This is a genomic window from Micromonospora sp. WMMD730 (genome assembly GCF_049178955.1).
GTDB lineage: Bacteria > Actinomycetota > Actinomycetes > Mycobacteriales > Micromonosporaceae > Micromonospora > Micromonospora wenchangensis.
Genome location: NZ_JBMHML010000002.1, coordinates 1,479,308 through 1,501,609, shown reverse-complemented (window position 1 = coordinate 1,501,609; position 22,302 = coordinate 1,479,308). Strand labels below are relative to the sequence as shown.

Here is a 22,302-nt window from a genome sequence, read left to right as displayed (position 1 = left end):
CGGAGCATGGAATTCCGACACCTTGGCCGCTCGGGCCTCATGGTCAGTGAGATCTCGTACGGCAACTGGATCACCCACGGTTCGCAGGTCGAGGAGGAGGCGGCGCTGGCGTGTGTCCGGGCCGCCCTGGACACCGGCATCACCACCTTCGACACCGCCGACGTCTATGCCGGCACGCGGGCCGAGACGGTGCTCGGCAAGGCGCTGGCCGGGGAGCGCCGGGAGGGGCTGGAGATCTTCACGAAGGTCTTCTGGCCGACCGGTCCCGGCCGCAACGACCGGGGCCTGTCCCGCAAGCACATCATGGAGTCGATCAACGGCTCGCTGCGTCGCCTCCAGACCGACTACGTGGACGTCTACCAGGCCCACCGGTACGACTACAGCACGCCGCTGGAGGAGACGATGGAGGCGTTCGCCGACGTCGTGCACGCCGGCAAGGCGCACTACATCGGCGTCTCGGAGTGGAAGGCGTCACAGCTGCGTGAGGCGCACGCCCTCGCCCGGGAGCTGCGCATCCCGCTGGTGTCCAACCAGCCGCAGTACTCGATGCTGTGGCGGGTCATCGAGGCCGAGGTCGTGCCCGCCAGCGAGGAGCTGGGCATCTCGCAGATCGTCTGGTCGCCGATGGCGCAGGGCGTGCTGTCCGGCAAGTACCTGCCGGGCCAGCCGCCGCCCGCCGGTTCCCGCGCCACCGACGAGAAGTCCGGGGCGAACTTCATCGCCCAGTGGCTCAATGACGAGGTGCTGACCCGGGTGCAGCAGCTCAAGCCGCTCGCCGAGCAGGCCGGGCTGACCATGCCGCAGCTCGCCGTCGCCTGGGTGTTGCAGAACCCCAACGTCGCCTCGGCGATCATCGGCGCGTCCCGCCCGGACCAGGTGCACGACAACGTCAAGGCCGCCGGGGTGACCCTGGAGGCCGACCTGCTCAAGGCCATCGACGACATCGTCGCCCCGGTAACCGAGCGCGACCCGGGCAAGACGGAGAGCCCGGCCAAGCGGCCCTGACCGGCACCGGCCGCACCCCACCCCCGGTCGGTTCGGGGTGGGGTGCGGTCAGCTCTGCCAGAAGCGGATCAGGGACAACGCGGTGCCGTAGAGCCACGGCGGCAGCCCCAGCAGGTCGCTGAGCCAGAACACGGCGCTGAAGAACCAGCCGCCGATGCGCGGGTTCCACAGCAGCGCGAACAGCAGGATGAACCCGAACGGCGCGAAGATGTCGTACATCCGGCGGTACTGCGGGCTCAGCCACGGCTGGATCATGTTGCCGCCGTCCAGGCCGGGCACCGGCAGCAGGTTCAGCACGCTCGCGGTGAGCTGGAGGAACCCCAGCAGCGCCACCCCGGCCCAGAACTCGATCGGGCCGCCCGCGTCGAGGCCCACCCGCAGTATCACCACCAGCAGCAGGGTGAACAGCACGTTGGTGGCCGGGCCGGCGAGGCTGACCAGGGTGTGCCGCAGCCGGCCCGGGATGGCGTGCCGGTCCACCCAGACCGCCCCGCCGGGCAGGCCGATGCCGCCGAGCAGCACCACCACCACCGGCAGCACGATCGACAGCAGCGGGTGGGTGTACTTCAGCGGGTTCAACGTCAGGTAGCCCCGGTGGGCGATGTCCCGGTCGCCGGCCCGGTAGGCGACCACGGCGTGCGCGTACTCGTGCAGGCACAGCGAGACCAGCCAGCCGGAGACGACGAAGAGGAACACGTCGAACCGGACGTTGCCCACCCCGTTCCAGGTGAGCACGCCACTGGTGACGAAGAGCGCGACCAGGGCGAGGAAGACCGGGCTGGGCCGGAACGCCGCCCGGGGCACACCGAGCACCAGCGGCTCGCCCCCCGGGCGGTCGCCCGCCATCACTCCGCCGTCGGCAGCAGGCTCATCCGGTAGTCGACCCGGTCGTCCTCGACGAGCGTGACCGCGGTGACGCCGGACGACGCGAGCTCCCGCCAGGTCTGCCCGATCCAGGACTCGGCGTCCGCCTGGCTGCTGAACGTCTCCGCCGGCCCGTCGACCGCTGCGCCGTCCGTGCCCTCGTACCGCCAGCTCCACGCCATGCCGCGTCTCCCCTCGCCGCTCAACCGTCCCCGGGGGACGGACCCCCGCAAGCGTAGTCGGCCGGCACCGCCGCGCACCGCACGCACGCCACCGCACCCGGGTTCCGCCCAGCGTGACGGGTCCGGGCCGGCGGGCGGGGCCGGGTCGGGCGGCTTTAAGGTACGGGCATGTCGGTTGAGGGGTGGAACACGGTCCTGGTGCTCGGCGGTATCCGTTCGGGCAAGTCGGAGTTCGCCGAGTCCCTGGTGGCCGACGCGCCCACGGTGCGCTATGTGGCGACCTCGGCCGCCGCCGACCCGGACGACACCGAGTGGGCCGCCCGGCTGGCCGCCCACCGGGCCCGCCGGCCGGGCAGCTGGACCACCGAGGAGACCGCCGAGGACCCGCGCCGGCTGGCCGACGTGCTCGCCTCGGCCGGGCCGAACGAGACGCTGCTCGTGGACGACCTGGGCGGTTGGGTGACCGTGCTGCTCGACCCGGCCCACCAGCCGGCCGACGACGTCGCCACCATCACCGAACTGGCCGACGCCGTACGCGCCAGCGAGGCACGGATCGTGCTGGTCAGCCCCGAGGTGGGGCTGTCACTGGTGCCGACCACCCCGCTGGGGCGGGCGTTCGCCGACGCGCTGGGCGCCGCCAACCGGGCCGTCGCGGACGCCTGCGACGCGGTCGCGCTGGTGGTCGCCGGCCAGCCGGCCTGGCTGAAGCCGTCGGCACCGGTCCCGCCGGCCGGCGTACCCACCCGGGCCGCCGCCCCGGCAGACGGGCTGGACGGCAGCGCCCCGGCCGCCGTCGCCACGGTCCCGGCCGACGGGCCGCTGCCGGAGGTGCTCACCCCCACCGTGCCGCCGGCCCCGCAGACCCCGACCGGCACGACCTGGACCACGCCGACCATGGCGCTGCCGGTGGTCGCCACCGGGCTGGTCATCCAGCCCGGCATGGAACTGCCGATGCCCGACGAGTACGCCGGCCCGCAGGCGGTGCAGCGGCTCGGCACCCTGGACCTGCCGGGGGCCGGGCTGGGTGTGCTGGAACGGGTGGTCGAGTTCGCCGCCGCCACCCAGGGCACCTCCACCCCGACGCCGTGGACGGACGTCCGGGTGCTGCTGCTGCACGGCGACCACGCCGGTGGCGTGGCGGCCGGGGCACCGGTCGGGGAGTCGACCCGGCTGGCCCGGCAGGCCCGCGCCGGCCGGGGGGCGCTGGCCCGGCTGGCCGCCGAGAACGGGGCCGGCCTGCAGGTGGTGGACGCCCCGCCGGCCGCGCCGATCGAGCACGGGCCGGCGCTGGACGCCGACACCGTCGAGTCGGCGCTGCGCTACGGCTGGCGGTTGGCCGAGGAGGCCGCCGAGGCGGGCGTACGACTGCTGGTGCTGGGGGCGTGCGGCGCGGGCGCGGAGGCCGCCGCCGCGGCGGTGCTGGTCGCGACGGCCGGCGCGGAGGCCCCGACGGTGCTCGGCCGGGTGCACACCGCCGACGGCGAGATCGACGACGCGGCCTGGATGGTGCGGTGCGCGACGGTCCGCGACGCGCTGCACCGCACCCGCCGCTCCCCCCGCGACGCCAAGGACATCCTGGCCGAGCTGGGCGGCGGTGACGTGGCGGTGGCCTGCGGCGTGCTGCTCGGGGCGACCGCCCGCCGGGTGCCGGTGCTGCTCGACGGGCCGGTCGGGCTGGCCGCCGGCATGGTCGCCCGGGATCTGGCCGGTCAGGCCCGGCACTGGTGCCTGCTGGTCGACCACGGCGGTCACCCGGCGGTGCGGCTCGCCGCCGACGTGCTCGGCCTCACCCCGCTGCTGGACCTGCGGCTCGACCTGGGCGAGGGGGCGAACGCGCTGGCCGCCCTGCCGCTGCTGCGCTCGGTGCTGGCGCTGGCCGGGTCGCTGCCGGTGCACCCGCACCACGGCGGCCCCGACGACGAGGCCTCCGGTGCCGCCGCGACCACCCCCGACGCCGAGCCGGAGCCCGCCGCGCCGGAACCCTCAGCGCCGGTGGCCGCCGGGGACGAGGCGGCGCAGCCCGACGTCATCCCGGAGTTCGCCGAGCCGACGCCGGCCGGTCCGGGGCCGACCACCACCGCACCCACCGACACCGGGCCGGAGCCCGACCCGTCCGGCCGGCGTGCCGGCTGAGTCGGGGCGCGGCGACGGGCTCCGGCTGGCGCTGACCACCCTCACCACCGTCCCGGTCCGGGCCGGCCGGATCGACCGGGCGACGGCGGGCACCGCGATGGCGCTCGCTCCCCTGGTCGGGCTGCTGCTCGGGGCGGTGCTGGGCGCGCTGCTGCTCGGTCTGGCCGCGCTCGCCCCGCCCCTGGTGGCCGCCGGGGTGACCGTCGCGGCGGCGGCCCTGCTCACCCGGGGGCTGCACCTGGACGGGCTGGCCGACACCGTGGACGCGCTGGGCTCCTACCGGCGGGGCACGGCCGCACTGGAGATCATGAAGAAGCCGGACGTCGGCCCGTTCGGCGTGGTCGCGCTGGTGGTCGTCCTGCTGCTGCAGACCGCGACGCTGGCCGAGCTGGCCGGACGGTCCTGGCCGGCGGTGCTCGCGGCGGTGCTGGCCGGTACCGCCGCCGGCCGGCTCGGGGTGACCCTGGCCTGCCGCCGGGGGGTGCCGGCCGCCCGCCCCGACGGGCTGGGCGCGCTGGTCGCCGGGACGGTCGGGCCGGTCGCGCCGGTCGTCGGCGCGGTCGCCGTCGCGCTGGTGGCGGTGCCGGCCGTGCCGGGCCGGCCGTGGCAGGGGCCGCTGGCCGTGCTCGCCGCGCTCGCCGTCGCCACCGGCCTGCTGCGCCATCTGGTACGCCGGCTCGGCGGCATCACCGGCGACGTGCTGGGGGCCGTCGTGGAGGTGGTGACCACGCTGGTCTACCTGGGCTTGGTGCTGTCCGGCTGAGGACGACGCGGCGCGCCGGGTAGCGTTTGCCCCGACAGCACCGGCACGGCCTTCCGGGGGACGACTTGCTCATCACGGACGACTTCCTGCCCGTACCGGTCCCGGAGTCGCTCAGCGCGACCTACCTGGTACCGGTGGCGGGGTTGCCACCGGTGAGCCCGAAAACGGCGGTACGGGGTCTCGCCGGCCGCCTCGCCGACCCGGTGTACGGCCTGGCCACGCAGATGCTGGACAGTCCGCTGATGTCGGTGGACACCCGGTCGATCGACGAGTTCCCGCAACTGCCGCCGGACCTGCTCACCGCGTTCGGCGCGACCGAGGCCCAGCTGGGCCGGCTCGCCGCCGCCAGTCACCTGGTGGTGGTGCAGGCCGAGTACCGGCCGGGTTGGCCACCGGCGCACGAGTGGGCGGCCCGCGCGGTGGCCGCCGCGGTGGCCGAGTCCGTCGGCGGTGACGTGGTGGACGTGTTCGGGTTGCAGTTCCTCGACCCGGCGACGGCGTTGAAGTCGCTGCCGGACGCGCAGGGCCGGATCCGGCTGGTCGACTGGGTGCTCGTGCCGTACTCCTCGGACACCGAGGGGCTGTGGTTCACCACCAAGGGGCTGCGCCGCTTCGGGCTGCTGGAGTTGCAGACCCAGGGGGTGCCCGACCATCTCACCCGGGCCTGGGGCGCGGTGCTGACCGGTGCCGCCCGCCGGCTGCTGCGGGACTGGACCGACGGGCTGGCCGGCGAGGAGGTGCCGGCGTTCGTGCAGCTACCGGTGCTGGCCACGGTGACCGGGCACGACATCGCGGTGGCGTACGGCAATCCGGAGCAGCACGGCGCGACGGCCCCGGTGCTGCTGCGGTTGGAGCTGGACCCGGCGACCGACCCGGACGCCGACTCGTTCCTGAGCCTGCGCCCGCCGCCCGGTCATCCCGGCCCGGACGGCCGCTACTTCGCGGCGGCCTGCGCGACCCTGTTCTCCGGCATCGAGCCGGACGTCCGGTACGCCCGGTCCGGCGACGCGATGAGCCGGGCCGTCGCCACCGCCCGCGCCGGGCTGGACGACATCCGGGCCCGGTTCCTCGCCGACGGGCTGCCGCCGGAGGCGCAACTGGTGGTCAAGTACGGCCTGCCCGGCGACGACGGCCCCGAGTACGTGTGGGCCGGGGTCAGCTCCTGGGACGCCCCGGAGCGGATCGTCGGGGCCAGCGCCAGCGACGCCAACACCGACCCCACCGTGCAGATCGGTTCCCCGGTCGTGGTGGCGGTCACCGAGGTCGTCGACTGGGCGGTCCTGGACGGCACCGGCGTCATCGAGGGCGGCTGGACCCAGGCCGTCCTCGACGCCGGCGAACGCCCCCACCCCACCCACTGACCCCGCCCTCGGGCACTCCTCCACCCCCCGGCACTCACCCACCCCGGTGATCAAGAGGTTTGCGTCAGAAATCCAGGGGCGGGATGACGCAAACCTCTTGATCACCCGGGCGAACCGGAACCGGGCGAACCGAGCCGGGGCGAACCGGAGGGCCGGGGCGGGGCGACGGGGGTGGGGGTGGGGTCAGCGGACGGAGGGGGTGACGAAGGGTGGACGGGTGACCCGCATCTGGGCGCGGCGGCCCCGGATGTCGACCTCGACGAGGTCGCCGTCGGCGAGTTTCGGGGTGGTGTCCAGCAGGGCGAGGGCGATGCCCTGCTTGCGGGTGGGGCTGAAGGTGCCGCTGGTGACCGTGCCGACCGGGGCGTCACCGGCGTACACGGTCATTCCGGCACGTGGGATGGCCCGGTCGACGGCCTCCAGGCCGCGCAGCGTCCGGCGGGGGCCGGCAGCCTTCTCGGCGCGCAGCGCGTCGCGGCCCCAGAAGGCCGGCTTGTCCCAGCCCACGGCCCAGCCGGAGCGCCCCTGCACGGGGGTGATGTCCAGGGAGAGGTCCTGCCCGTGCAGCGGGTAGCCCATCTCGGTGCGCAGGGTGTCCCGGGCGCCCAGCCCGCAGGCCCGCAGCTCGACCCGCTCCCCGGCGGCGAACAGCGCGTCCCAGACGGCGACGGCGTGGTCGGCCGGCACCACCAGCTCGTAGCCCAGCTCACCGGTGTAGCCGGTACGGCAGACGGTCAGCTCGGCACCGGCCAGCGTCGCCGGGGAGAAGCTCATGTACTCGTGCCCGGTGGGCAGGTCCAGCGCGTCGAGCAGCTCGGCCGAGCGGGGGCCCTGCACGGCCAGCACGGCGTACCGGTCGTGCTCGTCGGTGACCTCGACGTCGGCCGGGGCGGCGGCGCGCAGCCGACGGACCACCTCGGCGGTGTTCGCCGCGTTGGGGATGAGGAAGACGTGGTCGTCGGCGTACCGGTAGGCGATGATGTCGTCGACCACCCCGCCGGTGGCGTCGTCGCAGCACAGCGTGTACTGCGCCCGGCCCGCCCCGATCCGGTCCAGGTCGTTGGTCAGGCAGGAGTTGACGAACCGGGCGGCGCCGGGGCCGGTGACCCGCGCCTTGCCCAGGTGCGAGACGTCGAAGACCCCGACCGCCGTCCGGACCGCCGCGTGTTCCCTGAGCACGCCGCCACCGGCGTACTCCAGGGGCATCTCCCAACCCCCGAAGGGGGCGAACTTGGCACCGAGCGCGGTGTGTCGCGCGTGCAGCGGGGAACGGCGCAGCCGGGTCGCGGCGGCGTCGGAGGTCACGTCCGTCATGGGTGGCAACTTACCGCCGGGTGTCCCGCTGGTTAGCATCGGCGGGACCCGTCGGCACTTCGGCGGGACGCACCCGCGCTCCGGCGGGTAGGTTGCCGCCGGAGACCATCACCGCCGGTACGCGACGCCGCGGCCGGCCCGGCCCGCCCGGAGTAGCTTCAGTGACATCGTCCAGCACCACCCTCAGCCTGGTCGACACCGACCCCGCCGAGCTCGCGGTCGACGCGATCGTGATCGGCGTGCACAGCCAGACCACCGGCCCGGACGCCACGAGCGGTCCCGCCGGCACCCTGCTGCTCGCCGACGGCGCGGAGAGCATCGCCGCCGCCTTCGACGGCAAGCTGACCGCGACGCTGGCCCTGCTCGGCGCGACCGGTGGCCCCGGTGAGGTGATCAAGCTGGCCACGCTGGGCACGGTCACCGCCCCGCTGGTCGTGGCGGTCGGGTTGGGTCCGGAGCCGACCGGTGCCGCCCCCGCCCCGGAGACCCTGCGCCGGGCCGCCGGCGCGGCGGTCCGGGCGCTGGCCGGGGCGCCCCGGGTGGCGCTGAGCCTACCGCTGCCCGACGACGCCGACGCCCCGGCCGCGCTGCGCGCGGTGGCCGAGGGGGCGCTGCTCGGCGGCTACCGGTTCGCCGGTTACAAGACCAAGCCGCAGCCGTCCCGGCGGGAGCCGGTGGCCGAGGTGCTGATCGCCGTGCCGGACGCCGCCGACGCGACCGCGCGGGCCGAGGTCGACCGGGCCACCGCCGTGGCCGGCGCGGTGCGTGCCAGCCGCGACTGGGTCAACACCGCTCCGAACGAGCTGCGTCCGCCGGCCTTCGCCGAGGCCGTCGCCACCGCCGCCCGGGCCGCCGGGCTCGACGTCGAGGTGCTCGACGAGGAGCAGCTGCGGGCCGGCGGGTACGGCGGGATCACCGCCGTCGGGCAGGGCTCGGAGGCCCCGCCGCGGCTGGTCAAGCTGACCTGGACCCCGCAGGGCCAGACGAACGGCAAGCGGGTGGCGCTGGTCGGCAAGGGCATCACCTTCGACACCGGCGGCATCTCGATCAAGCCGGCGCAGGGCATGTGGGAGATGAAGTCCGACATGGCCGGCGCGGCGGCGGTCGGCGCGGCGATGCTGGCGATCGCGGCGCTCAGGCCGGCCGTGGCGGTGACCGGTTACCTGCCGATGGCGGAGAACATGCCGTCGGGCACCAGCTACCGGCCGGGTGACGTGGTCACCATGTTCAACGGCAAGCGGGTCGAGGTGCTCAACACCGACGCCGAGGGCCGGATGATCCTCGGCGACGCGATGGCCCGCGCCTGCGCCGACGGCACCGACTACCTGTTCGAGACGTCCACCCTCACCGGCGGGCAGGTGATCGCGCTGGGCAAGCGGATCTCCGGGGTGATGGGCACCCCCGAGCTGTGCGAGCGGGTGAAGGTGGCCGGTGACACGGTCGGCGAGCCGGCCTGGCCGATGCCGCTGCCGGACGACGTCCGCAAGGGCATGGATTCCGACGTCGCGGACATCTCGCAGGTCAACGCGGGCATGGACCGGGCCGGCCACATGTTGCAGGGCGGGGTGTTCCTGCGCGAGTTCGTCACCGACGACGTGGCCTGGGCGCACATCGACATCGCCGGTCCCGGCTACCACTCGGGGGAGCCGACCGGCTACTGGACCAAGGGCGGCACGGGCGTGCCGGTGCGTACCCTGGTGCAGCTGGTCGAGGACGTCGCCGCCAACGGCTGACGGATTCGCGACACGACGACGGGACGCCTGCGGGCGTCCCGTCCGTGTTTCCCGGGTCGTCGGGCCCGGGGTCGCCGTCAGTACCGCTCGGGGCGGCGCTTGCGGCGTTCGTTGTAGTCGCGCATCCGCTGCGGGTAGCCCATCAGCCGGACGTCGTAGATCGGGATGCCCAGGGCATGGGCGAAACGACGGGCGGCGTCCGGGCCGTCGATGCGTCGCCGGGTCCACTCGCCGTCGTCGGCGATCATGATGACGGTGGTGTCGGTCATCGTGGTCCGGGGTTCGACGAACGCCTCGACCCCCCGGCGGGTGCGGGCGAAGTTGGCCAGGTGATCCAGGTCGGCCCGGTCGGCCGGCCGGTCACGGTTGGCCGGGGTCGGCGGTTTGCGTCGCCGGAACAGCGCCACCGGGCACTCCTCTCCCCCGTCCGTCGTCGGGAACCGGTGCCAAGAGTACGTGTCGGGGACGTGTCGTTGGGCACCTCGGTACGCGCTGCGGACGCGCTAGTGACAAGATGACCGAGGTGGGGTCTGCCCGTGGCGCCCCACCGTGACCCCCCGATGCAGCGAAGCGACCAGGGAGTTGGACGTGAGCGAGCCGAACGACGCAACCTTCGACATCGTCATTCTCGGAGGTGGCAGCGGCGGCTACGCGGCGGCGCTGCGTGCCGCCCAGCTTGACCTCTCCGTCGCGCTGGTCGAGAAGGGCAAGCTCGGCGGCACCTGCCTGCACAACGGCTGCATCCCGACCAAGGCGCTGCTGCACGCGGCGGAGATCGCCGACCAGACCCGCGAGTCGGCGCAGTTCGGCGTCAAGGCCGAGCTGGTCGGCATCGACATGGCCGGGGTCAACTCGTACAAGGACGGGGTGATCGCCCGCCTCTACAAGGGCCTCCAGGGGATGATCAAGGGCAACAAGGCGATCACCGTCGTCGAGGGCCACGGCCGGCTGGTCGGCCCGAACGTCGTCGAGGTCGACGGCAAGCGGTACACCGGCCGCAACGTGATCCTGGCCTCCGGCTCGTACGCGAAGAGCCTGCCCGGCCTGGAGGTCGACGGCGAGCGGATCATCACCAGCGACCACGCGCTGACCCTGGACCGGGTGCCGGCGTCGGTGATCGTGCTGGGTGGCGGCGTGATCGGCGTCGAGTTCGCCAGCGTGTGGAAGTCCTTCGGGGTGGACGTCACCATCGTCGAGGCGCTGCCCCGGCTGGTGGCCGCCGAGGACGAGGAGTCGTCGAAGGCGCTGGAGCGGGCGTTCCGCAAGCGGAAGATCAACTTCAAGGTCGGCAAGCCGTTCGAGAAGGTCGAGAAGACCGAGAAGGGCGTGAAGCTGACCATCGCCGGCGGCGAGACCGTCGAGGCCGAGCTGCTGCTGGTCGCCGTCGGCCGGGGCCCGAACACCGCCGACCTCGGCTACGCCGAGCAGGGCGTCAAGCTCGACCGGGGGTACGTGCTGACCGACGAGCGGCTGCGCACCGGCGTGCCGAACGTCTACGCGGTCGGCGACATCGTGCCCGGCCTCCAGCTCGCCCACCGGGGTTTCGCCCAGGGCATCTTCGTCGCCGAGGAGATCGCCGGCCTGAACCCGGCCGTGATCGACGAGGCCGGCATCCCGCGCGTCACCTACTCCGACCCGGAGCTTGCGTCGGTGGGCCTGACCGAGGCGAAGGCCAAGGAGCAGTACGGCGACAAGGTCAAGGTCTACAACTACAACCTCGGCGGCAACGGCAAGAGCCAGATCCTCAAGACCGCCGGTTTCGTGAAGCTGGTCCGGGTCGAGGACGGCCCGGTGGTCGGCGTCCACATGGTCGGTGCCCGGGTCGGTGAGCTGATCGGCGAGGCGCAGCTCATCTACAACTGGGAGGCCTACCCGGCGGAGGTGGCGCAGCTCGTGCACGCCCACCCGACCCAGAACGAGGCGCTGGGCGAGGCGCACCTGGCCCTGGCCGGCAAGCCGCTGCACGCGCACGCCTGACCCACACTCATTCCGCGACGCCGGCGGCAAGCGGGCGAGGATCGCACCAGGCCACGAAGGAGTTTCAGAACATGCCGGTATCGGTCACCATGCCTCGGCTCGGCGAGAGCGTCACCGAGGGCACCGTCACCCGCTGGCTCAAGCAGGAGGGCGAGACCGTCGAGGTCGACGAGCCGCTGCTGGAGGTCTCCACCGACAAGGTCGACACCGAGATCCCCTCCCCCGCCGCGGGGGTGCTGAGCCGGATCGTGGTCGGCGAGGACGAGACCGCCGAGGTGGGCAGCGAGCTGGCCGTCATCTCGGGTGAGGGCGAGTCGGCCGGCGGGGACGCCCCGCAGGCCGACGGTGAGGCCGACGGGCAGGAGCAGGCCGCGCCGGCCCCCGAGCCGACGGCCGCCGCCGAGGGCACCGGCCCGGAGCCGGAGCAGGACGAGCCGGCCCGGGAGCAGCCGGCGGCGCAGGCCGCCCCGGCGTCGTCGGGCGAGGGCACCCCGGTGAAGATGCCGGCCCTGGGCGAGAGCGTCACCGAGGGTACGGTCACCCGCTGGCTCAAGCAGGTCGGCGAGACCGTCGAGGTCGACGAGCCGCTGCTGGAGGTCTCCACCGACAAGGTCGACACCGAGATCCCGTCGCCCGTCGCCGGCACCGTCCTGGAGATCAAGGTCCCCGAGGACGAGACCGCCGCCGTCGGCGCGGACCTGGCGATCATCGGCGCGGCGGGCGCGGCCCCGGCCGAGTCGAAGCCGGAGCCGGAGCCGGCCCCGAAGGCGCAGGCCCCGAAGGCGGAGCAGCCCAAGGCCGAGGCGAAGCCGGAGCCGCAGGTAACCGAGCCGACGCCGGGCGCGGGCTACAGCGAGCCGGCCGCCGAGGCCGAGTCGGCGGCCCAGCCGGTGCAGGCCGAGCGGGCCGCCCAGCCGGCCGCCCCGGCGGCACCGGCCGCGCCCGCCCAGGGTGGCGGCGACGCCCCCGGTTACGTGACCCCGCTGGTCCGCAAGCTGGCCGGCGAGCACGGTGTCGACCTGGCGTCGGTCAACGGCACCGGCGTGGGTGGCCGGATCCGCAAGCAGGACGTGCTGGAGGCGGCGGAGAAGGCGAAGGCGGCCAAGGCGGCTCCGGCCCCCGCCGCGCAGCCGGCCGCCGCGGCGACCCCGGCCGCACCGGCGGCGAAGCCGCAGCCGAGCGGCAAGCGGGGCACCACCGAGAAGCTGACCCGCATCCGCAAGGCCATCGCCAACCGCCTGCAGGAGTCGCTGCACGAGATGGCGCAGCTCACCACGGTGATCGAGGTGGACGTCACCCGGATCGCCAAGCTGCGGGCGCAGGCGAAGGACTCGTTCCAGCAGCGGCACGGCGTGAAGCTGTCGTTCCTGCCGTTCTTCGCGCTGGCCGCCATCGAGGCCCTGCAGACGTACCCGATCGTGAACGCCCGGATGGACCTCGACGCGGGCACCATCACCTACCCGGACGCCGAGAACCTCGGCATCGCGGTGGACACCGAGCGGGGCCTGCTGACGCCGGTCATCCACAACGCCGGTGACCTCAACCTGGGCGGCATCGCCAAGCGCGTCGCCGACCTGGCCGAGCGCACCCGGACCAACAAGATCAGCCCGGACGAGATCGCCGGGGCGACCTTCACGCTGACCAACACCGGCAGCCGGGGCGCGCTGTTCGACACCCCGATCGTGCCGTCGCCCCAGTCGGCGATGCTCGGCACGGGTGCCGTGGTGAAGCGTCCGGTCGTCGTCAACGACCCGGACCTTGGCGAGGTCATCGCGGTCCGGTCGATGGTCTACCTGGCCCTGTCCTACGACCACCGGCTGATCGACGGCGCCGACGCGGCCCGGTTCCTGGTCGCGGTCAAGGAGCGGCTGGAGGGCGGCAACTTCGAGGCCGAGCTGGGCCTGTAACACCCGCCTGCGCGAAGGGCGCCCCGGTCGTCGACCGGGGCGCCCTTCGTCGTCACGGCACCGCCGGGCACGCCGGCACGGTACCTCCCGGCGGCCGGCGGCTCAGCCGCGCAGGGTCTGCTCGGAGACCGTCCAGAGCCGCTCGGCGGCGGCCGGGTCGAGGGCGTACGCGGCGACGCCGGTGCGGGTGCCGGGCTGGTTCGGGGCGGCCTGCTGGCAGTCCTCGAAGTACCGGCCGCCGATCCCGTCGAGCAGCGGCGAGGTGGCGACCAGCACCGAGGTGGCGGCACCCTGCTCGACGGTCTTCCAGGTGGCCGCGCCGCCCCCGCTGGCGGCCCGCATCCGCTCCAGTTCCTCGGCGCTGACGTACCGCTGGAGGTTGGTGTGGATCGCGCCGGGCATCAGCGCGTTGCTGACGATGCCGTCGTCGGCCCAGCGCCGGGTCGCCTCGACGGCGAACAGCACGTTCGCGGTCTTCGACTGCCCGTACGCCTCCCACGGGTCGTACGGGCGCTGCCGGAAGTGGATGTCGTCGAAGACCACCGGGGAGCGCAGGTGCGCCGCGGAGCTGACCGCGACGACGCGGGCCCCCTCGGCGGCGGCGAGGGCGCGGTGCAGCCCGGTGGCGAGGGCGAAGTGCCCGAGGTGGTTGGTGGCGAACTGCAACTCCCAGCCCTCGGGGGTACGCCGTTCGGGCGAGGCCATGATGCCGGCGTTGTTCACCAGCAGGTGCAGCGGCCCGTCCCAGGTGGCCACGAAGGCGGCCACCGACGCCCGGTCGGCGAGGTCGAGCGGGGCGACCAGCAGCCGGTCGTTGCCGGTGCTGTCGGTGATGTCCGTCGCGGCGCGCCGACCGGCGTCGAGGTCGCGTACGGCCAGGGTGACGTCGGCTCCGGCGGCGGCGAGGGCGCGGGCGGTCTCCACGCCGATGCCCGAGGCGCCGCCGGTGACCACGGCGCGTCGGCCGGTGAGGTCGACGTCGCGGACCACCTCCAGGGCGGTGGTGCGGGCGTCGAAGGGGGTGTGGACCGGTGTGTCGGTGGTCATGATCCGTCCTTGTCGGTGCGGCGCGGGCCGGGCGGCCCGGCCGGTACGATGAGAAGTGGAGGGCCCTCCGTTACGACTTCCGAGACTAACCGGAGGTTCCTCCGTTTGCCAACCGGTCGCCGGGCCGGTCCGGTCCGGGTCGCCGTCGTCACCCCGCAACGGGGCGGCCGACGGCCGCCGGCACGCACCCGTGCGGTGGCCCCGCCGCACCCGATGTCAGGAGGCGACGTGCCGCCCACCAGCCCCGGCGGCGACGCGCCGCAGACCCGGCCGAGCCGTGACACGCCGCAGACCGGCCCGGACCGCGACGCGCCGCAGACCCGGCCGAGTCGTCACACGGGGCAGACCGGCCCGAGCGGCGGCGCGCCGCAGCCCGGTGCCCGGCCGCTGCGCGCCGACGCGCTGCGCAACCGTCAGCGACTGCTCGACACCGCCGTCCGGGCGTTCTCCCGGCAGGGGCCGGAGGTGACCCTGGAGTCGATCGCCCGGGAGGCCGGGGTCGGCATCGGCACCCTCTACCGGCACTTCCCCACCCGGGAGGCGCTGGTGGAGGCCGCCTACCGCAACGAGCTGGCCAAACTCTGCGACGCCGCCGACGAGCTGCTGACCCGCCTACCGCCCGCCGAGGCCACCCGGGCCTGGATGGACCGCTTCGTCGACTACCTCGCCACCAAGCAGGGCATGGCCGACGCCCTGCGCCTGGTGATCGCCGCCGGCACCAACCCGTACGCGCAGAGCCGGGACCTGCTGGTCGCCGCGTTGACCCGGCTGCTCGCGGCCGGTGTCGCCGCCGGCACGATCCGCCCGGACGTCGACCCGGGGGACGTGCTGGCCGGGCTGGGCGGGATGTCGCTTGCGGCGCAGGGGCCGGAGCAACGGGACCTCGCCGGTCGCCTGCTCGACCTGCTCATGGCAGGGCTGCGCCGACCCTGACGACGGGCCGCACCCGGCCCGTCAGGCGTGGGCCGCGCCGACGCCGGGGGGCCGTAGAATCGTCGTCAGCGTCGCGGTGTACCCGGCACACAGACCGCCGAGGGCACGGAGGCGCCGGACAGCAGGGACACCTGTGCACCCCGATTCCACCTCCGCCGACCGCCTGACCGCGCTCGGCCACCAACTGGTAGAGATCCATCTCTGGCTGCTCGACCAGCTCCGGGCCGGCCTCGCCGCCGGTCCCGACGGGTCACCCGGCGCGGAACGGTTGCGCGGTCTGCGTACCCACTGCCTCAGCTTCTGCTCGGCGCTCACCCGGCACCACACCGGCGAGGACGCCGGTGCGTTCCGGGTGCTCGCCGACGAGGCACCCGAGCTGCGGCCGGTGCTCGACAAGCTCAGCCGGGACCACCGCATGGTCGACTGGATCGTCCGCCGGATCGAGGCGCTGGTCACCGCTCCACCGGCGGACGACCCCGCGGCCGTCGACCGGGTACGCGTCGAGCTGGAGGGCCTGTCCGCGATCCTCGCCTCGCACTTCCGCTACGAGGAACGCACCCTCACCGCCGCCCTCGACGCGCTCGGCCAGCGGGCCGGCGACACCACGGCACTGCTCGGGGTGACCCCACCACCGGACTGGTGAGCCGGGCCGCCGGATTCCGCGCCGACGGTTGCGCGCCGGCCCCGGCGGACCCCGAGGCGAGGGCGGCGGGCGATTCTCCGGTTGGCAGAATCCGGGCCTGCGGGATGGCCGGGACGACCCGCGACGGCGAAGCTGGGCCGGTGACCGTCTTCTCGCTCCAGGCCACTCCGACCGACGCGGCGGGCTGGGTCGACCTCGCCCGCCGGGCGGAGTCGGTCGGCTTCGACGCCCTGCTCGCCGCCGACCACCCGGGCGACGTGACGTCCCCGTTCGTCGCGCTCGCCGCCGCCGCGTCGGTGACCACCACGATCGGGCTCGGCTCGTACGTGTCGAATCTGGGGGTGCGGGAACCGATCCTGCTCGCCGCCGACGTGGCCACCCTCGACCTGGTCTCCGGTGGACGGGCCCGGCTCGGTGTCGGCGCCGGCCACACCCCCGCCGAGTGGGCCGCCGTCGGCCGGGTACGCCCCGACGTGGCCGGTCGGGTACGCCGCTGCGTGGCCGTCGCCGAGGCGGTCCGCGCCCTGCTCGACGGCTCCCCGGTGACGGTCGACTCCCCCGACCTGGCGGCGCGGGAGGCCCGGCTGACCTCGCCCCGGCCGGTGCAGGACCGCATCCCGTTGACCATGGGCACCGCCAACTCGACGTTGCTGCGTTGGGCCGGCGCGCACGCCGACGTGGTCGGGTTGACCGGTTTCGGGCGTACCCTCGCCGACGGCCACCGGCACGAGGCGCGTTGGCGGGTCGACCAGATCGAGGCGCAGCTCGCGCACGTGGCCGCCGGGGCGGCCGGCCGGGACACCCCGCCCGCGCTGGAGGCGCTGGTGCAGACGGTCGTGGTCACCGACGACGCCGGGGCCGCCGCCGCCGAGCAGGCCGAACGGATCGGGCTGACCGTCACCGAACTGCTGGCCACCCCGTTCGTGCTGATCGGCACGGTGGACGAGATCGTCGCGGCGGTCGCGGCCCACCGGCGTCGCTGGGGTGTCACCCGCTTCGTGGTACGCCGGGACGCCCTCGAACCGCTCGTCCCGGTGCTGGCCCGGCTGCCCGGTGCCCCATCCGCTCCGGACGGGTCGGGGTCCGCCCGACCGTGACCGGCCGGCCGGGCGCTCAGGGGGTGGGGGTCGCCCCGGTGAGGCCCTGGTAGAAGCGGATCTTCTCGCGCAGGTGGGCGTACTGGCGCTGCAGCAGGGTCAACTGTTCCTCGACCCGGGCGGCGTGCTGTTCCAGCAGCTCCTGCCGGGCGGCGACGGTGTGTTCCCCCTCGCGGGACAGCTCGGCGTAGCGGCACATCTCGGCGATCGGCATGCCGGTGTCGCGCAGGCAGCGGAAGATCACCAGCCAGCTCAGGTCGTCGTCGGTGAACACCCGACGGCCACCCGAGGTGCGGCCGACGCCGCTGAGCAGGCCGATCTTCTCGTAGTAGCGCAGGGTGTCGAGGCTGAACCCACTGCGCCGGGCGGCCTCCGAGGGCGGGTACATGGGCCGGATGTTACCGCTTGACCTGGAGCGCACTCCAGGTTGAAAACTGGTCGGCATGACGACGACACGGACTCTGGGCCGCAGTGGAATCGAGGTCGGCGCGATCGGCATGGGGTGCTGGGCGATCGGCGGCCCGCTGTGGGGCGACGACGGTCAGCCGTACGGCTGGGGTGAGGTGGACGACGACGAGTCGGTCGCCACCATCCACCAGGCCCTCGACCTGGGCGTCACCCTCTTCGACACGGCCAGCAACTACGGGGCAGGGCACAGCGAGCGGGTGCTCGGCCGGGCGCTCGCCGGCCGGCGGGACCGGGCGGTGATCGTCACCAAGTTCGGCAACCGCAGCGACGAGGCGACCCGGCGGGCGCTGGGCGTGGACGCCAGCCCAGCGTACGCGGTGGCCAGCCTGGAGGGATCGCTGCGCCGGCTCGGCACCGACCACGTCGATCTCTACCTGCTGCACATCAACGACCTGCCGGCGTCCGCCGCGCTCGACCTGGTCGACACCCTGGAGGGTCTGGTCACCCAGGGCAAGATCCGGGGGTACGGCTGGAGCACCGACAACCCGGACTCGGCTCGGGCGCTCGCCGGGGCGGGGCCGCACTGCGTCGCCGTCGAACACGACGAGTCGGTGCTGAACGACAACCCGGAAGTGCTCGCCGTCTGCGACGCCTTCGACCTGGCCAGCCTCAACCGGGGGCCACTGGCGATGGGCCTGCTCACCGGGGCCACCCGCACGCTGGGCGCGGACGACGTGCGGGGCCGGGCGCCGGAGTGGCTGGTCTGGTTCCGCGACGGCCGGCCCACCCCCGAGTGGTCGGCCCGGGTGGCGGCGATCCGGGCGGCGTTGACCGTGGACGGCCGTACCCTCACCCAGGGGGCGCTGGGCTGGCTGCTGGCCCGCAGCCCCCGGACGCTGCCGATCCCCGGGTGCCGGACGGTCGCGCAGGCCCGGGAGAACTTCGCCGCCCTCACCCTCGGCCCGCTCCCGGCGGACGCGTTCGCCGAGGTGGAGCGCCTCCTGACCGACCTGCGCCCGACCCCGGCCGGCAACGCGACCACCCGGTAGGTCCCCGCCACCGCGAGCTCCGATCCTCCCGCCCCCGCCCTCCCGCCCGACCACTCGCCCCCGACTCCCCCGCCCCGCCTCGGCGGGTCGCCGCCCCGTCCCCGGTGATCAAGAGGTTCGCGTCAGTTGATCAAGAGGTTCGTGTCAAGATTGATCTTCAACTTGACGCGAACCTCTTGATCACCGGAACGAGCCGGCCGGGGGTGGACGTCGGGGGGTGGGGTTGGGTGGGGGTTGGTGGTCGGCGCATCCGATCGGGGGCGCGTGCCCGAAGATAGGGGTATGCGGATCCTGATGGCCGGCGTGTCCGGCTTCCTCGGCAGCCGGCTGGTCGACCGCCTCACCGACGACGGGCACCAGGTCACCCGGCTGGTCCGGCGGTCACCGCGTACCCCCGACGAGCGGCGGTGGGACCCGACCGCCGGGCAGCTCGACCCGGCCGTGGTGGCCGGGGCCGACGCGGTGGTCAACCTGGCCGGGGCCGGGGTGGGCGACAAGCGGTGGACCGACGACTACCGCCGGGTGATCCGGTCCAGCCGGGTGGACACCACCACCACGCTGGCCGTCACGATCGCCGGGATGCCGGCGGCGGACCGGCCCCCGGTGCTGCTCAACTCCTCGGCGGTCGGCTGGTACGGCAACACCGGCGACCGGGTGGTCGAGGAGGACGCCCCGGCGGGTGAGGGGTTCCTCGCCGACGTGTGCCGGGTCTGGGAGGCGGCGACCCGACCCGCCGAGGACGCCGGGGTCCGGGTGGTACGGCTGCGGACGGGCCTGCCGCTGCACCGCGACGGAGGGCTGCTCAAGCCGCAGCTGCTGCCGTTCAAGCTGGGCATCGCCGGCCGGCTCGGCAGCGGGCGGCAGTGGCTGCCGTGGATCTCGCTGCGGGACTGGCTGGACGCGACGGTGTTCCTGCTGACCGCCGGGGAGGTCGCCGGCGCGGTCAACGTGGTCGGCCCGAACCCGGTCACCAACGCCGAGTTCACCCGGGAGTTCGCCCGCCAACTGCACCGGCCGGCGATCGTCCCGATTCCCGCGGTCGCCCTGAAGGTCGCCCTGGGCGGCTTCGCCCAGGAGGCGCTGACCAGCGCGAGGGTCCTGCCCGCCGTGCTCACCCGGGCCGGTTTCCCCTGGACCCACCCCGAGCTGCCCGCCGCGCTGCACGCCGCCCTGCACGACTGACCCGGGCGGCCCGCCGGCCGACGACCGACCCGGGCGGCGCTGCGGGTGGGCCGGCGCGGCGGCCCGGTCGAACCGGGAGTGGCCGGGGTCGCGGGTCCGACCGGTCGGTCCAGTTCCGGTTGGTAACGTCCGCTCCGTGCCGACTTCCCCGACCCTGGCCGCCGACCCGCCGCCCACCGCCGCCCCGGACGCCGCCCGGGGTCGGCGGGCCGACCTGACCGTGCTGGTCGTCGCGGTGGCGCTGGCGGTCTGGGTGACCAGCGGGCTGTGGCGCGACCCGAACCAGCGGGCGATCACCGTGAACTCCAGCGACCAGGCGCTCTTCGAGTGGCTGCTCGCCTTCGGCGGGCACGCCGTCACGCACGGGGAGAACCCGCTCTTCACCCACCTGCTCAACGTGCCGGACGGGGTGAACCTCGCCGTCAACACCTCGATCACCGTGTACGCGGTGGTCTTCGCGCCGTTGACGTACCTGATCGGGCCGCCGGCGACGTTCCTGGTGATCCTCACCCTCAACCTCGCCGCCACCGCGCTGGCCTGGTACTGGCTGCTCTCCCGGCACCTGGTCGCCAGTCGGCTCGCGGCGGGCGTCGGGGCGCTGTTCGTGGCCTTCTCCCCCGGCATGGTCGCGCACGCCAACGCCCACCTGAACTGGACCGCCGGCTGGCTGGTGCCGCTGCTGGCGGCCGGGGTGTTCGCGCTGCGCCGGCCGGGGCGCTGGCTGCGGGGCGGGCTGGTGCTCGGGGTGCTGGTCGCGGTGGCCTTCTCGATCGCCGCCGAGGGGTTGTTCTTCACCGCCCTGGCGGTCGTCGTCTTCCTCGCCGTCTGGGCGGTGCACCCGGCCCGCCGGGCGCAGGCCCGCGCCGCGCTGCCGGACTTCCTACGCGGGCTGGGGGTGACCGCGCTGGTCGCCGGGGTGCTGCTGGCGTACCCGCTGTGGTTGCACTTCGCCGGGCCGCAACGGTTCCACGGCACCGGCTTCGACCCGGTCATCCACGCCGAGGACATCGCCGCGTTCGGGGCGTACCCGAGCCGGTCGCTGGCCGGGGCGCTGGGCTGGGACACCACGCTGGCGCCCAACCCCACCGAGGAGAACAGCTTCTTCGGGGTGCCGCTGCTGCTGCTCACCGTGGTCTGCTTCGGGTGGCTGTGGCGTCGGGCCGGTCCGGGCCGGCAGGCCACGCTGACAGCGCTCGGGGTGACCGCCGTGGTGTTCGCGGTGCTGTCCTGGGGGCCGCTGGCGAAGTGGAACGGTCAGCGCACCGGTCAACTGCTGCCCTTCGGGGTGCTGGACAACCTGCCGGTGGTCAACGCCGCCCTGCCGTCCCGGCTGGCCCTGGTGGTGGCCCCGGTGATCGGGGTGCTGCTGGCGTACACGATCGACCGGTTGCGGGCGACACCGCCGGGCCGCACGGCCGCCTGGGTGTGGGGGGTGGGTTTCGCGGCGGCGCTGCTGCCGCTGCTGCCGACCCCGCTGCTGACCAGCGTCCGCCCGCCGGTGCCGGAGTTCGTCACCGCCGGCACCTGGCGGGAGTACGTCTCACCGGGCGGCGTGCTCACCCCGATCCCGCTGACCCTGGACGTGACCCCGGACGGGCAGCGCTGGCAGGCGTACGCCCTGTCCCACCGGCAGGGCGAGTTCCGGTTGCCCGCCGGCTTCTTCCTCGGCCCCGGCGGCCCGGACGGGCGGGGTCGGATCGGGCCGCCGCCGCGCACCTTCGACACGCTGATGGACCAGGCCGGGCGGACCGGGCTGGTGCCGATCGTCACCGAGGGCAGCATCCGCCTGTCCCGGGCCGACCTGCGGTACTGGGGGGTCGAGGCGGTCGTGCTCCCCGACGAGGTGCACGGGGCCAAGTACGACCTCGACGAGGACGCCCTGCGCCGCACCGCCACCGCCCTGCTCGGCGAGCCCCGCCGGGTGGACGACGTGTGGCTCTGGACGGTCCCCACCACCTGACGGGTCCACCACCTGACGGGTCCGCGACCTGTAGGGGGGTCACGCAGGGTGGCGCGACGAGGCTCACGGGGCACGGCGGAGACCGGCGGGGCTAGGGTGGCAGGGTGAGCGTGACGACTTCCGGGGTGACCGCCGTCCGGGCGGGTGTGGTCGACTACTCGGCCGCATGGGACGAGCAACGGCGGCTGCACGAGGCGGTGGTGGCCGGCCAGCGCGGCGACACCGTGCTGCTGCTGGAACACCCGAGCGTCTACACCGCAGGCAAGCGCACCGAGCCCTGGGACCGGCCGATGGACGGCACCCCCGTCGTCGACGTGGACCGGGGCGGCAAGATCACCTGGCACGGTCCGGGGCAGCTCGTCGGCTACCCGATCGTCCGGCTGCCCGACCCGGTCGACGTGGTCGCCTACGTCCGCCGCACCGAGCAGCTACTGATCGACGTCTGCGCCGAGTTCGGGCTGACCGCCGGCCGGGTCGAGGGACGCAGCGGCGTCTGGGTGCCCGACGACGACCGGGGCCCGGCCCGCAAGGTGGCCGCCATCGGCATCCGGGTCGCCCGGGGCGTCACCCAGCACGGCTTCGCGATCAACTGCGACTGCGACCTGTCGTACTACGACCGGATCGTGCCGTGCGGCATCGCCGACGCCGGCACCACCTCGCTCACCGCCGAGCTGGGCCGCCCCGTGACGGTGGCCGAGGTGCTGCCCGTGGTGGAACGGCACCTGCCCACCCTGCTCGGCTGAG

Annotated in this window: 20 protein-coding genes; 14 read left to right on the top strand and 6 right to left on the bottom strand. The window is 74.5% G+C overall.

Annotated features, from left to right (window positions below):
- Positions 1 to 6: 6 nt before the first annotated feature.
- Positions 7 to 1,005, top strand: coding sequence for an aldo/keto reductase family protein (locus ACN265_RS06840; protein WP_421406420.1), 999 nt, complete (start codon positions 7 to 9; stop codon positions 1,003 to 1,005).
- Positions 1,006 to 1,053: 48 nt separating this feature from the next.
- Here the strand turns inward: ACN265_RS06840 and ACN265_RS06835 are convergent, their stop codons facing one another.
- Both ACN265_RS06835 and ACN265_RS06830 read right to left on the bottom strand, forming a co-directional pair.
- Positions 1,054 to 1,851: a site-2 protease family protein gene (locus ACN265_RS06835; RefSeq protein ID WP_420119351.1), complete on the bottom strand. Its 798-nt coding sequence runs from the start codon at positions 1,849 to 1,851 to the stop codon at positions 1,054 to 1,056.
- Positions 1,851 to 2,051 carry a hypothetical protein gene (locus ACN265_RS06830; RefSeq protein WP_088644650.1) on the bottom strand — a complete coding sequence of 67 codons (201 nt, stop codon included), beginning with the start codon at positions 2,049 to 2,051 and terminating at the stop codon, positions 1,851 to 1,853. The genes ACN265_RS06835 and ACN265_RS06830 overlap by 1 nt, the downstream gene beginning before the upstream one ends.
- A 168-nt stretch (positions 2,052 to 2,219) precedes the next feature.
- On the opposite strand from ACN265_RS06830, the gene ACN265_RS06825 reads away from it, so the two are divergent.
- The 3 genes from ACN265_RS06825 to ACN265_RS06815 all read left to right on the top strand — a co-directional run bounded on the left by ACN265_RS06825 (position 2,220) and on the right by ACN265_RS06815 (position 6,308).
- Complete coding sequence (locus ACN265_RS06825) at positions 2,220 to 4,184, top strand: bifunctional adenosylcobinamide kinase/adenosylcobinamide-phosphate guanylyltransferase (protein WP_421406419.1); 1,965 nt, start codon at positions 2,220 to 2,222, stop codon at positions 4,182 to 4,184.
- Entirely contained in the window at positions 4,174 to 4,947 is a 774-nt protein-coding gene (gene cobS / locus ACN265_RS06820; protein ID WP_421406417.1) for an adenosylcobinamide-GDP ribazoletransferase, read from the top strand. The genes ACN265_RS06825 and cobS overlap by 11 nt, the downstream gene beginning before the upstream one ends.
- A gap of 65 nt (positions 4,948 to 5,012) precedes the next feature.
- Entirely contained in the window at positions 5,013 to 6,308 is a 1,296-nt protein-coding gene (locus ACN265_RS06815) for a DUF2314 domain-containing protein (protein WP_421406416.1), read from the top strand.
- 183 nt (positions 6,309 to 6,491) lie between these two features.
- Here the strand turns inward: ACN265_RS06815 and gcvT are convergent, their stop codons facing one another.
- A complete protein-coding gene (gcvT, locus tag ACN265_RS06810; RefSeq protein ID WP_421406415.1) occupies positions 6,492 to 7,622 on the bottom strand; it encodes a glycine cleavage system aminomethyltransferase GcvT in 1,131 nt (376 codons plus the stop codon).
- A gap of 161 nt (positions 7,623 to 7,783) precedes the next feature.
- On the opposite strand from gcvT, the gene ACN265_RS06805 reads away from it, so the two are divergent.
- Positions 7,784 to 9,355 carry a leucyl aminopeptidase gene (locus tag ACN265_RS06805; protein WP_421406414.1) on the top strand — a complete coding sequence of 524 codons (1,572 nt, stop codon included), beginning with the start codon at positions 7,784 to 7,786 and terminating at the stop codon, positions 9,353 to 9,355.
- A gap of 77 nt (positions 9,356 to 9,432) precedes the next feature.
- Here the strand turns inward: ACN265_RS06805 and ACN265_RS06800 are convergent, their stop codons facing one another.
- Positions 9,433 to 9,762, bottom strand: a complete 330-nt coding sequence (locus tag ACN265_RS06800) for a hypothetical protein (protein WP_204927861.1) — start codon at positions 9,760 to 9,762, stop codon at positions 9,433 to 9,435.
- Positions 9,763 to 9,904: 142 nt separating this feature from the next.
- Between ACN265_RS06800 and lpdA the strand changes: the two genes are divergently transcribed.
- Both lpdA and sucB read left to right on the top strand, forming a co-directional pair.
- A complete protein-coding gene (gene lpdA, locus ACN265_RS06795; protein ID WP_421406413.1) occupies positions 9,905 to 11,332 on the top strand; it encodes a dihydrolipoyl dehydrogenase in 1,428 nt (475 codons plus the stop codon).
- A gap of 71 nt (positions 11,333 to 11,403) precedes the next feature.
- Complete coding sequence (gene sucB / locus ACN265_RS06790) at positions 11,404 to 13,239, top strand: 2-oxoglutarate dehydrogenase, E2 component, dihydrolipoamide succinyltransferase (RefSeq protein ID WP_421406412.1); 1,836 nt, start codon at positions 11,404 to 11,406, stop codon at positions 13,237 to 13,239.
- A gap of 102 nt (positions 13,240 to 13,341) precedes the next feature.
- Here sucB and ACN265_RS06785 read toward each other — a convergent pair whose 3' ends face one another.
- Entirely contained in the window at positions 13,342 to 14,286 is a 945-nt protein-coding gene (locus ACN265_RS06785; RefSeq protein ID WP_204927864.1) for an SDR family NAD(P)-dependent oxidoreductase, read from the bottom strand.
- A gap of 228 nt (positions 14,287 to 14,514) precedes the next feature.
- On the opposite strand from ACN265_RS06785, the gene ACN265_RS06780 reads away from it, so the two are divergent.
- From ACN265_RS06780 to ACN265_RS06770, 3 genes are all read left to right on the top strand, one after another.
- Positions 14,515 to 15,219, top strand: a complete 705-nt coding sequence (locus ACN265_RS06780; protein WP_421406411.1) for a TetR/AcrR family transcriptional regulator — start codon at positions 14,515 to 14,517, stop codon at positions 15,217 to 15,219.
- A 133-nt stretch (positions 15,220 to 15,352) separates the two neighbouring features.
- Complete coding sequence (locus tag ACN265_RS06775; protein WP_421406410.1) at positions 15,353 to 15,862, top strand: hemerythrin domain-containing protein; 510 nt, start codon at positions 15,353 to 15,355, stop codon at positions 15,860 to 15,862.
- A 140-nt stretch (positions 15,863 to 16,002) separates the two neighbouring features.
- Positions 16,003 to 16,959, top strand: coding sequence for an LLM class flavin-dependent oxidoreductase (locus ACN265_RS06770; protein WP_421406409.1), 957 nt, complete (start codon positions 16,003 to 16,005; stop codon positions 16,957 to 16,959).
- 16 nt (positions 16,960 to 16,975) lie between these two features.
- On the opposite strand, the gene ACN265_RS06765 is transcribed toward ACN265_RS06770, so the two are convergent.
- Complete coding sequence (locus ACN265_RS06765) at positions 16,976 to 17,347, bottom strand: MerR family transcriptional regulator (protein ID WP_204927868.1); 372 nt, start codon at positions 17,345 to 17,347, stop codon at positions 16,976 to 16,978.
- 55 nt (positions 17,348 to 17,402) lie between these two features.
- Here ACN265_RS06765 and ACN265_RS06760 point away from each other — a divergent pair, with 55 nt between their 5' ends.
- The 4 genes from ACN265_RS06760 (at position 17,403) to lipB (ending at position 22,301) form a co-directional block, all read left to right on the top strand.
- Positions 17,403 to 18,416, top strand: coding sequence for an aldo/keto reductase (locus tag ACN265_RS06760; RefSeq protein WP_421406407.1), 1,014 nt, complete (start codon positions 17,403 to 17,405; stop codon positions 18,414 to 18,416).
- Between the two features lie 282 nt (positions 18,417 to 18,698).
- Positions 18,699 to 19,598, top strand: coding sequence for a TIGR01777 family oxidoreductase (locus ACN265_RS06755; RefSeq protein ID WP_421406406.1), 900 nt, complete (start codon positions 18,699 to 18,701; stop codon positions 19,596 to 19,598).
- 136 nt (positions 19,599 to 19,734) lie between these two features.
- Positions 19,735 to 21,558: a DUF2079 domain-containing protein gene (locus ACN265_RS06750; RefSeq protein ID WP_421406405.1), complete on the top strand. Its 1,824-nt coding sequence runs from the start codon at positions 19,735 to 19,737 to the stop codon at positions 21,556 to 21,558.
- Between the two features lie 104 nt (positions 21,559 to 21,662).
- Entirely contained in the window at positions 21,663 to 22,301 is a 639-nt protein-coding gene (gene lipB, locus ACN265_RS06745) for a lipoyl(octanoyl) transferase LipB (RefSeq protein ID WP_204927872.1), read from the top strand.
- Position 22,302: the final 1 nt, after the last annotated feature.